This is a genomic window from Methyloversatilis sp. XJ19-13 (assembly GCF_024580155.1).
Lineage (GTDB): Bacteria > Pseudomonadota > Gammaproteobacteria > Burkholderiales > Rhodocyclaceae > Methyloversatilis.
Window position 1 is genome coordinate 1 of record NZ_JANINH010000010.1, and the last position, 14,305, is coordinate 14,305.

At 66.2% G+C, this 14,305-nt stretch carries 9 protein-coding genes; 4 read left to right on the forward strand and 5 right to left on the reverse strand.

Annotated features, from left to right (window positions below; all coding sequences use genetic code 11):
- The 3 genes from fdhF to NMQ14_RS13335 form a co-directional block, all read right to left on the reverse strand.
- Nucleotides 1–2,446, reverse strand: a 2,446-nt coding sequence (fdhF, locus tag NMQ14_RS13325) for a formate dehydrogenase subunit alpha (protein WP_257096894.1), incomplete at its 3' end; no start/stop codon positions are given.
- A gap of 16 nt (nucleotides 2,447–2,462) precedes the next feature.
- Complete coding sequence (locus tag NMQ14_RS13330) at nucleotides 2,463–4,151, reverse strand: NADH-ubiquinone oxidoreductase-F iron-sulfur binding region domain-containing protein (RefSeq protein ID WP_257096896.1); 1,689 nt, start codon at nucleotides 4,149–4,151, stop codon at nucleotides 2,463–2,465.
- A gap of 74 nt (nucleotides 4,152–4,225) precedes the next feature.
- On the reverse strand, nucleotides 4,226–5,149 hold the full coding sequence (locus tag NMQ14_RS13335; RefSeq protein WP_257096898.1) for an MBL fold metallo-hydrolase: 924 nt from the start codon (nucleotides 5,147–5,149) through the stop codon (nucleotides 4,226–4,228).
- Nucleotides 5,150–5,559: 410 nt separating this feature from the next.
- On the opposite strand from NMQ14_RS13335, the gene NMQ14_RS13340 reads away from it, so the two are divergent.
- Entirely contained in the window at nucleotides 5,560–5,913 is a 354-nt protein-coding gene (locus tag NMQ14_RS13340) for a hypothetical protein (RefSeq protein ID WP_257096900.1), read from the forward strand.
- A 41-nt stretch (nucleotides 5,914–5,954) separates the two neighbouring features.
- Here the strand turns inward: NMQ14_RS13340 and NMQ14_RS13345 are convergent, their stop codons facing one another.
- Together NMQ14_RS13345 and NMQ14_RS13350 are read right to left on the reverse strand one after the other, a co-directional pair.
- Complete coding sequence (locus tag NMQ14_RS13345) at nucleotides 5,955–6,779, reverse strand: quinoprotein dehydrogenase-associated SoxYZ-like carrier (RefSeq protein ID WP_257096902.1); 825 nt, start codon at nucleotides 6,777–6,779, stop codon at nucleotides 5,955–5,957.
- A gap of 128 nt (nucleotides 6,780–6,907) precedes the next feature.
- Entirely contained in the window at nucleotides 6,908–7,870 is a 963-nt protein-coding gene (locus NMQ14_RS13350; protein ID WP_257096904.1) for a quinoprotein relay system zinc metallohydrolase 2, read from the reverse strand.
- A gap of 117 nt (nucleotides 7,871–7,987) precedes the next feature.
- On the opposite strand from NMQ14_RS13350, the gene NMQ14_RS13355 reads away from it, so the two are divergent.
- The 3 genes from NMQ14_RS13355 to NMQ14_RS13365 all read left to right on the forward strand — a co-directional run bounded on the left by NMQ14_RS13355 (nucleotide 7,988) and on the right by NMQ14_RS13365 (nucleotide 14,304).
- The gene (locus NMQ14_RS13355) at nucleotides 7,988–9,307 is read left to right on the forward strand and encodes a TolC family protein (protein ID WP_257096906.1); all 1,320 of its coding nucleotides are present in this window, start codon (nucleotides 7,988–7,990) and stop codon (nucleotides 9,305–9,307) included.
- A complete protein-coding gene (locus NMQ14_RS13360; protein ID WP_257096909.1) occupies nucleotides 9,304–10,350 on the forward strand; it encodes a hypothetical protein in 1,047 nt (348 codons plus the stop codon). Before NMQ14_RS13355 ends, NMQ14_RS13360 begins: the two co-directional genes overlap by 4 nt.
- Nucleotides 10,351–11,157: 807 nt before the next feature.
- The gene (locus tag NMQ14_RS13365) at nucleotides 11,158–14,304 is read left to right on the forward strand and encodes an efflux RND transporter permease subunit (RefSeq protein ID WP_257096911.1); all 3,147 of its coding nucleotides are present in this window, start codon (nucleotides 11,158–11,160) and stop codon (nucleotides 14,302–14,304) included.
- Nucleotide 14,305: the final 1 nt, after the last annotated feature.

The window sequence follows — 14,305 nt, forward strand, 5'->3', positions numbered from 1 at the left end:
TATGCCAGTGTTCCAGCTGCCGGCCGGTGATCAGCACCATCGGGAAATCGGCATCCGGCTTTTCGTTGGCGCTGATCAGCTTGGCGGGCACCAGCTTGGCGCGGCCTGACTGGGTCGGGAAGCGTTCGATGAACACCACCTCGTCGCCCGGATCGCCCTCGTTCTCGCACGGGTAGGTGACCGAGTGTTCCGCTTCCAGACGCTCCCACGTGATGCCGGCGATCGAGTGCATCGCCTTGCGCATTTCGTTGAACACGTCCTTCGCGCCGTCGTAGTGCCAGTCCAGCCCCATGCCGTTGGCCATCTGCTGGATGATCCACAGGTCCTGCCGCGCATCGCCCGGCGGATTGATTGCCTGACGACCCAGTTGCACCTGGCGGTCGGTGTTGGTGAAGGTGCCGGTCTTTTCAGGGAAGGCCGACGCCGGCAGCACGACATCCGCGAAGTAGGCGGTTTCGGTCAGGAAGATGTCCTGCACGACCAGGCAGTCGAGCTTGGCCAGCGCATCGCGCGCATGCTCGACGTCCGGGTCGGACATGGCCGGGTTCTCACCCATGATGTAGCAGCCGTTGAGCTTGCCGGCATGGATGGCGTCCATGATTTCGACCACGGTCAAGCCGGGGTTGGCATCGAGGCGGCTACCCCACAATCCTTCGAACTTGTCGCGGATGGTCTTGTTGCCGACCGCCTGGTAGTCCGGGAACACCATCGGAATCAGGCCGGCGTCGGATGCACCCTGCACATTGTTCTGGCCGCGCAGCGGATGCAGACCGGTGCCGCGGCGACCGATCTGGCCGGTCATCATGACCAGCGAAATCAGACAGCGTGCATTGTCGGTGCCGTGTACGTGCTGCGACACGCCCATGCCCCACAGGATCATCGACGCCTTCGAGGTCGCGAACATGCGCGCCACCTCGCGCAGCGTTTCGGCCGGAATGCCGCAGATCTTGGCCATGCGTTCCGGGCTGAAATCGGCCACGTTCTTCTTCAGCGCATCGAAACCCGAGGTGCGGTCGCGCACGAAGGCTTCGTCGACCAGACCTTCTTCGATGATGACGTGCATCATCGCGTTCAGCATGGCCACGTCGGTGTCCGGCTTGAACTGCAGGAAGTGCGTGGCATAGCGCTGCAGGTCGTTGCGGCGTGGGTCGCACACGATGAGGCGCGCACCCTGCTTCACGGCATTCTTGATCCAGGTCGCGCCGACCGGGTGATTGACCAGCGGATTGGCGCCGATCAGGAAGATCACGTCCGAGTGCAGCACATCGCGCACCGGATTCGACACCGCGCCCGAACCGACTGCTTCAAGCAGCGCGGCGACCGACGAGGCGTGGCACAGGCGCGTGCAGTGATCGACATTGTTGGTGCCGAAGCCGGTGCGGATCAGCTTCTGGAACAGGTAAGCCTCTTCGTTCGAGCCCTTGGCCGAACCGAAACCGGCCAGCGCGTTCGGCCCCTTGGTGTCGCGGATCGTGCGTAGCCGGCTGGTCGCGTATTCGATCGCCTCTTCCCAGCTGGCTTCGCGGAACGCCGACAGCGGGTTGGACGGATCGACGACGAAATTCTTGTGCTTCGGTGCATCGGCGCGACGGATCAGCGGCTTCGTGAGTCGCTGCGGGTGACGCGCGTAGTCGAAGCCGAAGCGGCCCTTGACGCACAGGCGCTCTTCGTTGGCCGGGCCGTCGCGGCCGGTCACCATCAGCACGCGGTCGTCCTTGACGTGATACGTCAGCTGGCAGCCGACGCCGCAGTACGGGCAGACGGAATCGACGGTCTTGTCCATCTTCACCATGCCGACACCGCCGGCCGGCATCAGCGCGCCGGTCGGGCAGGCCTGCACGCATTCGCCGCAGGCCACGCAGGTCGACGCGCCCATCGGGTCGTCCTGATCGAACACGATCTTCGACGCCGAACCGCGGAAGGCATAGCCGATCACGTCATTGCCCTGCTCTTCGCGACAGGCGCGCACGCAGCGATTGCACTGGATGCAGGCGTCGAGGTTCACGCTCATCGCCGGATGCGACTGGTCGCATGCCGGCTGATCGCGGCCTTCGAAGCGCGAGCCGGTCACGCCGAGCTTTTCCGCCCAGTGCGCCAGTTCGGAATCGGGCTTGTAGGTCTGGTCCGGCATGTCCGACAGCAGCAGTTCGACCACCATCTTCTGTGCCTTGACGGCCCGCTCCGACTCGGCCTTCACATTCATGCCGGGCGTCGGTGCGCGGCAGCAGCTCGGCGCGAGCACGCGTTCGCCGTCGATCTCGACCACGCAGGCGCGGCAGTTGCCGTCCGGACGATAGCCGTCCTTGTAGCAGAGGTGGGGGATGTCCACGCCCTGCCGGGCTGCCGCCTGCAGGATGGTTTCGCCGACACGGGCTGTCATCGACTGACCGTCCAGCGTGAATTCGATCGATTGCGCGATCACCGAAGCATCAATGGGTGCATTCATTTGGGTTGCCGTCCCTTCACTTGATTTCGTCAGGGAAATACTTGATGACGCAGCGCACCGGATTCGGTGCTGCCTGCCCGAGGCCGCAGATCGATGCGTCCACCATGGTCTGTGACAGCTCCTCGACCAGATCGGTGTCCCACACCGGGGCTTCCATCAGCGTGTTCATCTTGGCCGTACCGACGCGGCAGGGCGTGCACTGGCCGCACGACTCGTGTTCGAAGAAATGCATCATGTTGCGCGCCGCATCGGTCGCGCGATCGTGGTCGGACAGGATGATGACCGCCGCCGAGCCGATGAAGCAGCCGTAGGGCTGCAGGGTGTCGAAGTCGAGCGGGATGTCGCCCAGACTGGCCGGCAGGATGCCGCCCGACGCGCCACCCGGCAGGTAGCCGTAGAGGGTGTGACCCGGCAGCATGCCGCCGCAGTATTCGTCGATCAGTTCGCGCACCGAAATGCCGGCTGGCGCCAGATGCACACCCGGCTTCTTCACGCGGCCCGACACCGAGAACGAACGCAAACCCTTGCGACCGTTGCGGCCATGGCCGGCGAACCATTCCGCACCCTTCTCCACGATGTCGCGGATCCAGAACACGGTTTCCATATTGTGTTCCAGCGTCGGATGACCGAACAGGCCGACCTGGGCAACGTAGGGCGGACGCAGGCGCGGCATGCCGCGCTTGCCTTCGATCGATTCGATCATCGCCGACTCTTCGCCGCAGATGTAGGCGCCCGCGCCGCGGCGCAGGTGGATCGGTGGCAGCGCACAGGGCGGATCGGCCAGCAGCTTCTTCAATTCCTTCTGCAGGATGTCGCGCACATGCGCGTATTCGTCGCGCAGATAGACGTACACCTCGCCGATGCCGACGCAGTACGCGGCAATCAGCATGCCTTCCAGGAAGCGGTGCGGATCGCGTTCGAGGTACCAGCGATCCTTGAAGGTGCCCGGTTCGCCCTCGTCGATATTGACCGCCATCAGCCGCGGCGCGGCCTCCGCACGCACGATGCGCCACTTGCGGCCGGCCGGGAATCCGGCGCCGCCCAGACCACGCAGGCCGGAATGTTCCATGGCCTGGATGACCGATTCGACATCGCGACGGCCTTCCACCAGATCGCGGAACAGCTGGTAGCCACCGGCCTTCAGATAGGCCTTGTAGCCGACGTAACGGGGCAGCGGATGGGTTGATTCATTCGCCTTCACGGCCGCCTTCACGTCCGCTTCGGTGGCGCCGCCCAGCGCGTTCTGGCCGACCACGACGACCGGTGCCTGTTCGCAGCGGCCTACACAGGGCGCCGGAATGACGCGCACCCTGGTGCCCAGGATGCCCGGCAGCTTCTTCAGCAGGTCGTCCGCTCCGGCCATCTTGCAGGACAGCGTGTCGCACACCCGAACGGTCAGTTCGGCCGGCGCACCCTCGCCTTCGCGCAGCACGTCGAAGTGGTGATAGAACGTCGCCACCTCATACACCTCGGCCTGCGACATCTTCAGTTCGGCCGCCAGTGCGGCCAGATGGCGCGCATGCACCGCGCGGTAGGTGTCCTGCAGCAGGTGCAGGCATTCGATCAGCAGATCCGGACGGCGCGGCATGCGACCGAGCAGTGCCTGCACCTCTTCGACGGCAACCGGGTCGAGCGCGCGCCCCTTGGGCGTGGGCTTGACCATGCGACGCATCTGCTCAAGCGGTATGGAAAACGGTTCCGACATGTAGGCTCATCCTCATCGATCAATCTTGTTGTGTGGGGCACGGCTGCGCGCCATGTCCCGATCCACGCCTGACTTCACTGCGGGCCGAAGGCACGGGCCTCCCGGTGCAGATAGGCGAAATGCACGTTGCGGCGGTGCCACAGGGCATAGCCGTACCAATCGCGGAATTCCGCCAGTTCGACCTGATCCAGCGATTCTTCGAGCGTCGCCCCAGCGGAGAACAGCGCATCCACGCGCTCGACCAGTTGCTGCAGATAACGGCGCGGCGCGTCGAGAACTTCACGTCCGCCCGGCGCGCCATGCGCCGGCACCACCTGCCGCGCGCCCAGCGCGATCAGCGCATCAAGCGCGGCGACCCAACCTGTTTCGCTCGCGTTGTACAGATCGGGCAGATACTGCGTCGCCGCCAGTTCGCCCGCGAACAGCGTGCCGCTTGCCTCGTCCAGCAGCGCGGTCGCGCCGGGCTGGAAGGTGTGTCCGTAGTGCAGCAATCTGAGCCGGCGGGTAACGCCGGTCAGCCGGCCTGAATGTTCGAAGGTCACGCTTGCGGGGGTGGGTTCGGTACCTGACATCATATTTTCGCCCAGCGCAGCCGTCAGGCGTTCGACACAGGTGTGGCAACTGGCCCGGATGAAGCGGTCTGTTTCAATATGCGCTGTAACCGGCACACCCCGTGACACAAACACGCGGTTGCCCAGCACATGGTCGCCGCCACCGTAAAGATTGACCGCCGCGATGACCGGTTTGCCCAGCTCGCGTTCGACGAAGGCGAGCAGGTGCTGCGCAAAGCGCTGACTGGTGCCGGTGCCGACCAGGATGAGCCCGCGCGCGTCGACCAGCACCCCGATGTGGGTCACGAAACCGGCGTTGTCCGGCCTGACTTCGGACGAGGTCGGACGCAACACGTAGACACCATCGGCCAGCGGGGTCAGGCGCAGTTCAGGCAGCGTTTGCGCGAGTGCGGACGCCGTACTGGCCAGACATCCCGCGAAAATCACGATGACTGCACACAGCCATCGGGAAAGAATCCTGTGCAACTCGGGCGGCAAAACGGCGGTCTGCGTCGATGTGCTAGGGTCTGTTCTCATGTGATTCGTGCCTCACGCGTGCAGCCCGTGCGCCGCACGGCAAGGCGCGCCGACGCAGCCTGACTGGCCGTCAGGCAAGGCGGTGCAACGCAGCCGTGCGACGCACGGGTTGCGCGCCCTGCGGGTTGCCCCTGGGCGGACCGCGCACCGCGTTGCACGCCTGGTCGGGACGACCCGTCTCGACTGAGTCGCGCGCCTTGTTCGCGACCCACCCAGGGGCAACGTGACGCACGAATCACATGAGAACAGACCCAAACCTTTTTGGCGTCGCCAGCCAGCGCGCCCCTGCGGTTCATCAAAAACAAATGAGGAGATCCGGTTTGAAATTTCATCGCTTCCACGTGACCGTCACTGCGATCGGCGCGCTGCTGATGGGTGGCCCGGCTGCAGCCGCCAACGACTATCCGACCAGTTCGCGTGTCGAATTTGCGCTCGAATGCCTGCAGGCGTACAGCAGCAACCATGAGTACATCTACAAGTGTTCATGCCTGATCGACGAGATCGCGACCAAGCTGACACACGACGAGTACGTCGAGCTGTCGAGCTTCAGCCGCACCCAGTCGATGAGCGGAGAGCGCGGAGGCATGTTCCGCGGCACCGACGAAACCAAGGGCGCGGTGAAGAAGTATCTGGGCGTCGTTGCAGAATCCAAGAAGCGCTGCTTCATCAAGTAATCGATTCGCGCAGCGCGGCGGTGCGGCCTGCGCCGCACCGCTCAGGAGCCGCGCAAACCCGGCTTGATCGCGACCGAACTTTCGAAACGCAGGTCCTTGGAATCGACGACCACCGCCTTCAGTTCGCCCGCCTTCGCCGGCAGCACGTAAAACCTGAAGTTCGGATTTTCACTGATGGAGAAGTCGACATCCGCCGTCATGACCGGTTCGCCACCGAACGTGACTTCCACTCGACGCACGAAGTGCGGCGGCACAAACAGGCGCGTCATCTGGTCCATCGCCAGCCCGGAACTGTTCGGGTGGCTGATCATCAACTGGGCAACGCTGGGCTGGCCGGCAGCGGCCTCCTCGACCTTGAACTTCATCTTGCCCAGCCGAGCCAGCGCCTCTTCCATGTCCTTGCCGGCAGGCGCCGAACAGCCGCCCGAAGCCTTTACGAAGCGGCGCGCGACATAAACCTTCCCGTCACTCGTTTCGGCGATGGCGCGTACCCAGCTGTACGCTTCGATGCGCACCCGGGTTTCGATATCGGCGCGACCGGCCAGCGGCGTGAAAGTGAAGGTGCCACCGATCGGTGACGGGTTCTCGTCGATCACCAGATGCACCTTGCTGACGTAGACTCCCCCCGGCAGCTGTTTCGTGCGCACGGAGACCGGCACCACCGCCGCATCTTCGGCACGCACCGGCGCGTCGATCTCCAGGACCGAGCCGGTCGTGTCCTCGATCACCGGGCGGTCGCCGACCAGCAAGGTGCGCACCTTGCCCCAGATCGGCGTATCCGAACCGTCGTCGGCAGCGTGCGCAACCGGCAGCAGCAGAAAGAGGCAGGCCAGCAGTGCCGCCGACCATCCATTATTGGGTTTCATCGTCTTCTCCTCGTGGTCATTCTGCAGCATGACCGAATGCTGAAGGTAATGCTGACATGCGCCATCGGTCGCCGGATCATTCGACGCCGGCCGGCTTGGCTCCGTTCTTCATCCTTGACTTCATCACTTCACTCTTCCCACTCGAGTTCCGCAAACGCCGACGTCACGTTGCGCCGATGGAACAGGTCGACCAGGACCCAGCCTGTCGCGTCTCCCGGTCCGACCTCGCTCACCGTCTGCGAAAGGGTCTTTCCGGCTTTCAAGGCGCTGCGGGTTTGATCGACCAGCCCCTGCAGGTAGTTCCCCTGCTTTGCAAATGCTTCGCGCCACGCGTCGCCGGCGTCACCATGGCCGGGTACGACGCGCTGCACGTCCATCGCCGCCAGCGCTGCGCCGACCTTGATCCAGCCGAGTATCTTTCCATCCACCACCGGCAGGTGCCCGACGAACAGCAGATCGCCGGCAAACAGGGTGCCGGTCGCCTCGTCGAGCACGGTGAGGTCGTTGTCCGTATGCGCCGTCGGCCAGGCCCGCAGCTTCAGCGTCCGTCCGCCCAGATCGAGTTCGTCCTCAACCGCCACGGTGCGCGACGGTGGCACCGGCTGAAGACCCTTGCCGGCTTCCCCCATCAGTCGTTCGGCTGACGCCAGGTAGTGGCTGCTGCGCGCCGCCAGCGCGGCCGGCAGCCGGGCATGGCCGACGAACACCGGTTTATCGTCGATGAAGGCCTGATTGCCCAGGATGTGGTCCGGATGCACATGGGTGTTGATCACGTAACACACCGGCAGGTCGGTCTTGCTGCGGATGCTGGCGCGCAGTGCCGCGCCCACGGCAGGCGAGCCACCGGTGTCGATGACCGCCACGCAGCGGCTGCCGACAATGAAGCCGAGGTTGGAAATCGCACCCAGATTCCGGGCGTCCTGCTCGGCAATCTCGCCCTGGAACAGGAAGACGCCGGGCGCAGCCTGCCGGACCTCGAGCGCCTCCAGCGCCTGCACGCCAGCGGCCGCAAGCGCCAGCAGCACACCGAACAGACTGTGGATGCATGAGACCCGCCAGCAAGGACTGCGTTTGCGCACAACAGCTTGCATCGTTAGCATTCGGTGTTGATCAGCTGCCCAGAATAACAAATCAGGATGCGGTGCTTCACCCCTCCGTTCTACTTGCTGCTGCCCTGTATCGTCCTCGGCGCATGTGCGGTGCAACAGGTGCCGCCCGCACCACTCGACCCGCTGGCACTCCAGACCGCATTCCTTGGCCGCTCGCTGACCGATGACGCGACGCGCGAGTTTCTTGCGCAGCGCAGCATGAATGCATCGACCTGGCCGCCCGAACGCTGGACGCCCGAGCAACTGGTGCTGGCCGCCCTGCTGCAGCACCCGGCCGCTGCGCAGGCGCGCGCACGCGCGGCACTCGCCCGCGCCCAGCTGACGACCGCCGGGCTCACGCCGCGCACGCTGCTGGCGCCGGAGACCGAACGCACCAATGAACGAGACCCCGGCCAGTCGGCCTGGAGTGTCGGGCTTGCTCTGGACCTCGCGCTGACCGGCGAATCGGTGCGTGAAGCGCGCGTCGAGCGCGCCCGCCTGCTGGCCGACGCGGCGCTGCTCGACGAAGCCGAGGCTGCCTGGGCCGTCCGCAGTGGCGCCCAGCGCGCGCTCATCGAGTTGTGGTCGGCCAATACCGAGCTGGCACTGCTCGACCGACTGGTCGTCACCACACTGGAAGCCCAGGCGGTGATGCAGAAGCGCTACGACCTCGGCGCTGCCGACGCGCTCGAGCTGACGCAGACCCGCACCGCCGCGGCACAGGCCGAGTCACGCTATGTGCTGGCCGAACAGCGGCAGATCCGCGCGCGCGGCGATCTGGCCCAAGCGCTGGCGATGCCGCTGTCTGCCCTCGACGCGCTGCGCATTGATTACGCCGCCTTTGACGAGCCGGTCGCAGTGCCGACGATGTCAGCGCTGCGGGCGAACGCCACGCTCGACCGCATCGATCTGCGCCGTGCGCTGGCGCAGCATGCTGCGGCCGAAGCTGCGCTGACGGTGGAACTGCGCGCGCAGTATCCGGAAATCCGCATCAAGCCCGGCCTGCTGTGGGATCAGGGCGCCATGGTGTGGAGCCTGGGCGCCGCATTGCCGCTGTTCGCAGCGCAGCGCCAGGCCGGACCGATTGCCGAAGCGGTCGCACGGCGCGACATGGCCGCGCAGTATTTTCTGGCGCTGCAGTCTCAGGCGCTGGTCGCACTCGAACATGCGCGAACCCGCGTGAAGGCGGCCGAACTGGACATCGACGGCGCCGAAGCCGAGCACGACGAAGCCCGCCTGCAACTGACGCGCACCGAACAACGCTACGCGCGCGGCGACGCCGACCGACTGGATCGCCTGCTGGCGCGCGTCCACGTGCTGGAAGCCGACATCCGGCTACTGTATGCACGGCAACGCACCCTTGCCTCGCGTCTGGTACTCGAGGACGCGGTGCAGCGCCCGCTGTCTGCGCTGACAGGCCCCACGGAGACGACACCATGAACCGCATCACCCCCCAGCAACTGCTGTTCGCGATGGGCCTGCTGCTGATCGCACTGGTCTGGGCCGTGGTCTATTACGCTCGCGACGAGTGGAGGCTGTACGGCGATCAGCCCGACGACGATATCGAGGTGCCTTCACTGGTCGAGCGCAGTACAGACGGCCTGACCAGCGTGCGCCTGACCGCTGCCGCGCAGACAGCGAGCGGCATCGAACTCGGGCAGCCGCTGGCCGTGCGGGCCGGCACCGAACACGAGGCGCAGGCAGCGGTTCTCGACCTGGAGCCGCTGTTCGCACTGCGTGGGCAGTTGCACGAAGCGCACGCCGACATCGCGCGGCTGGCCGCCCAGCTGGCCCGCGCCGAAACCGAGCGCGATCGCGTCCAGGCGCTGTTCAACGATGACCGCAATGTATCGGAACGGACGCTGCAGACCGCACGCAGCCAGTTCGAGCAGGACCGCGCGGCGCTGGCCGCTGCGCGCGCCCGTGCCGACGGCCTGCATGCGCGGCTGGTCCAGGGCTGGGGCCCGCTGGCCGGATCGGCATCGGGCGAAGCGCCGGAAGAACTGGAGCGGTTGGCCGACCGGCGAAACTCGCTGGTTGCCGTCGCGCTGCGCGGCTCGGGCGAGGCGCCGCCGCTGATGCTGCTGCGCCTGCCGGACGGCAACGATGCCATCGAGGCACGCCGCATCGGGCCTGCGCCTCGCAGCCTCGCCCAGGCAGCCGGCGAGACCTGGCTGTACAAGTCCGAGCGCGTGCTGCCGACCGGCACCCGCCTGGCGGCACGCGGCGTCACTGGCGAGACCATGCTGTCGCTGGTGCCCAACAGCGCCGTCGTCTGGTATGCCGGCCTGCCCTGGGTGTATGTGCGCGACGATGACGAACCAGAGGAATTCACCCGCCAGGCGCTGCCCGCCGAATCGCAGCGGCCAGACGGCTGGCTCGCACCGACGCTGGAAGATGACGCCCGCGTGGTGACGCGCGGTGCGCAGCTGCTGCTGTCCGAAGAGCTCAAGCACACGCTGGCGGATGAGAACGATGACTGATCGGGTGCTTTCGCTACCGGGCCGCGGCCGGATGTTGGGGTTCGCTGGCTCACCCCAACCTACGAAAGCAGCTCGACACTGCATCCCTGCCACCCGCCTGCGCCGCGCAGGTTGGAGTGAGCGCAGCGATGCCCAACACCGCCCCGCACATCGGGGCCACCGCGGCCCAATCGGTTCAAGCAAGAGCCACCCCGTAGGTTGGGGTGAGCGCAGCGATGCCCAACACCGCCCCGCACATCGGGACCACCGCAGCCCAGCCGGTTCGAGCAAGCGTCACCCCGTAGGTTGGGGTGAGCGCAGCGATGCCCAACACCGCCCCGCACATCGGGGCCACCGCGGCCCAATCGGTTCAAGCAAGAGCCACCCCGTAGGTTGGGGTGAGCGCAGCGATGCCCAACACCGCCCCGCACATCGGGACCACCGCAGCCCAGCCGGTTCGAGCAAGCGTCACCCCGTAGGTTGGGGTGAGCGCAGCGATGCCCAACACCGCCCCGCACATCGGGGCCACCGCGGCCCAATCGGTTCAAGCAAGAGCCACCCCGTAGGTTGGGGTGAGCGCAGCGATGCCCAACACCGCCCCGCACATCGGGACCACCGCAGCCCAGCCGGTTCGAGCAAGCGTCACCCCGTAGGTTGGGGTGAGCGCAGCGATGCCCAACACCGCCCCGCACATCGGGGCCACCGCGGCCCAATCGGTTCAAGCAAGAGCCACCCCGTAGGTTGGGGTGAGCGCAGCGATGCCCAACACCGCCCACAGGCCACGCTACCCGCCCCAACGCAGGCGGTCTGTCGCATGGGCCGAACCCGATGATCGAAGCCATCGTCCGCTTTTCGGTGCGGCGGCCCGGCATCGTGCTGGCGCTGTCGCTGGTGCTCGTGCTGTACGCCATCAGCCGCATGTTCGACGCCCGGCTCGACGTGTTTCCCGAGTTCGCGCCGGCGCAGGTGGTGATCCAGACCGAAGCCCCCGGCCTGCCGGCCGACCTGGTCGAAACACGCGTCACGACGCCGATCGAATCGGCCGTATCCGGTACGCGCGGCATCAAGGAATTGCGCTCGCAGTCGATTCCCGGCCTGTCCGTCGTCACGGTCATCTTCGACGAAAAATCCGACCTGTTCCGCAACCGGCAGCTGGTATCGGAGCGGCTCGGCACGCTTGGTGCGCTGCTGCCGGCCGGTGTGACGCCGGTCATCACGCCGCTGACCTCTTCGGCCAGCACCCTGCTCGGCCTCGGCATCACGTCGGCAGAGCGCTCGCAGATGGACATGCGCTATCTGGTCGATTCGGTGGTGCGACCTCACCTGCTGGCGGTGCCGGGCGTGGCGGACGTGAATGTGTTCGGTGGCGAAGTGAGGCAGTGGCAGATCCAGCTCGACCCGGCGCGACTGCGCACTTTGGGCGTGACGTTCGCCGATGTGGAGTTGGCGGCACGCGGCGCCGCTTCGGTCGCCGGTGCAGGCTTTGTCGAGAACGACAACCAGCGCCTGCTGATTGCGATCGACGCCACGCCGGCATCGGCGCGCAGTCTGGAACAGCTCACCGTCACGCTGCCGGACGGGCGTTCGCTCGCTCTGGGCGACGTCGGCCGTGTGCGCGAAGCACCGGGCCCGGCGATCAGCGCGGCGCAGATCAACGGCACACCCGGTGTGTTCATGATGGTGCAGGGCCAGCTCGGCGCCGACACACTCGGCGTCACGCTGGACCTGGAGAAATCGCTGGCCGAGATGGCACCGCTGTTCGAACGTGAAAAGGTCACGCTGCACCCGGCGCTGTTCCGGCCGGCCAACTTCATCCAGACGGCGCTCGGCAATGTGCGGGCTGACGTGGTGATAGGCGCCACTTTGGTGGTGATCGTGCTGTTCGTGTTCCTGTACAACCTGCGCACCGCCTTCATTTCGGCCGTCGCCATTCCGCTATCGCTGCTGGCGGCGGTACTCGTCATGCTGGAAGCGGGCGCCAGCCTGAACATCATGGTGCTGGGCGGGCTGGCGATCGCGCTGGGCGAGGTGGTGGACGACGCCATCATCGACTGCGAAAACATCTATCGCCGGCTGCGCGAAAACCGTCACCTCGGCTCGCCGGTGGCATCCTGGAGGGTAGTGCTCGACGCATCGATGGAGGTGCGCAGCTCGGTGGTTTATGCCACCTTCATCGTTGCGCTGGTGTTCGTGCCGTTGCTCACGCTGTCCGGCGTCGCCGGCAAGCTGTTCGCGCCGCTCGGTCTGGCCTACATCCTGGCCATCCTCGCGTCGCTGGTCGTGGCGCTGACGGTCACACCGGCGATGAGCTTCCTGATGCTGGGCAATCGTGAGCTGCCCGACGAAGACCCGCCGCTGGTGCGCTGGCTGCGCCCGCGTTACGAGCGGACGCTGCGCGCCATAGAACGCCGCCCGCACGGACTGATCGCCGGCGTCATGCTGGCGCTGGCCGGCGGGCTGGGAGTATTGCCACTGTTCGGCGGCGAATTCATTCCGCCGCTGCGTGAAGGCCATTACATCGTGCATCTGTCGACCATTCCGGGCACCGCACCCGGCGAGGTGCTGAGGGTCGGCCAGCGCGTGACCGAAAAGGTGCTGCAGATCGACGGCGTAAAGTCGGTGGCGCAGTGGGTCGGGCGGGCGCAGAACGGTTTCGACCCCTTCGGTCCGCATTACAGCGAGGTCGAGATCGAAATCGGTCCGCTCGATGGCGCGACGCAGGAACGCATCCTGGCGGACATCCGGCGCTCGGTGACCGGCGACGACGGCGATGAAGACCGCTCGGATGAAGCCGCCGCGGCGTCGGTCGGCTTTCCCGGCCTTGCCTTTTCGGTGAATACCTTCCTGACCGAGCGCATCGGCGAGACCGAATCGGGTTTTCCGGCGACGCTGGTGGTGCAGGTGTTCGGCACCAATCTGGACCGGCTGGATGCCGATGCCACCGCCGTTGCACAAGCGCTGGCAAAGGTCAGGGGCGCGACCGACGTGCAGGTGCTGGCGCCGCCCGGCACGCCCGAAATCATCGTGCGGCCACGCCTCGACAAGCTTGCGGTCTGGCGCCTGTCGCCGGAAGACGTGCTGTCGGCGACCAGCACCGCCTTCGCCGGTCGCAAGGTGAGCGAGGTGTATCGCGGTACGCTGGCGACACCGCTGGTCGTGACACTGGATCCGGACCACCGCCGCTCGCCAAACGAGATCGGCCGACTGCCGCTTCGCACACCGGATGGCCGGCTGGTCGAATTGCGTGACGTGGCCGACATCAGTGTCGAGAACGGTCGCTACAAGATCCTGCACTCGGGTGGCAAGCGGGTGCAGACCATTACGGCAAACCTGGCCAGCGGCCACGATCTGGGCGCGTTCAGCGAGGCCGTCCGGCGCACCTTGCGCGACGACGTGAAACTGAACGCCGGCAGTTACTACACCGTGACCGGTGCGGCCGAAGCACAGGCACAGGCGCGACGCGAACTGGTCACGCATTCGGCGCTGGCCGCGGCGGCCATTGCCATCCTGTTGATGCTGGCGTTTTCGAGCTCGCGCAACCTCATGATTACCTTCGTGAATCTGCCGTTCGCGCTGATCGGCGGCGTGCTGGCTGCGCTGGCGGGCGGCGGCTGGCTGTCACTCGGTTCGGTGGTCGGCTTCGTCACGCTGTTCGGCATCACGCTGCGCAACTCGATCATGCTGGTGTCGCATTTCCAGCACCTGGTCGAGCGGGAGGGGCATCCGTGGAACCTGGACACAGCCATCCTCGGCGCCTCGCAGCGTCTGCCGTCCATCCTGATGACCGCGCTGGTGACCGGTCTGGGCCTGATGCCGCTGGTACTGGGCTCGGGTGAACCCGGTCGGGAGATCGAAGGACCGATGGCCGCCATCATCGTCGGCGGCCTGACGACCTCGACGATACTGAATCTGCTGGTACTGCCGACGCTGTTGCTGCACTACGGCCGCTTCGCCAAAGTGCCGCAGGCAAGCTGAA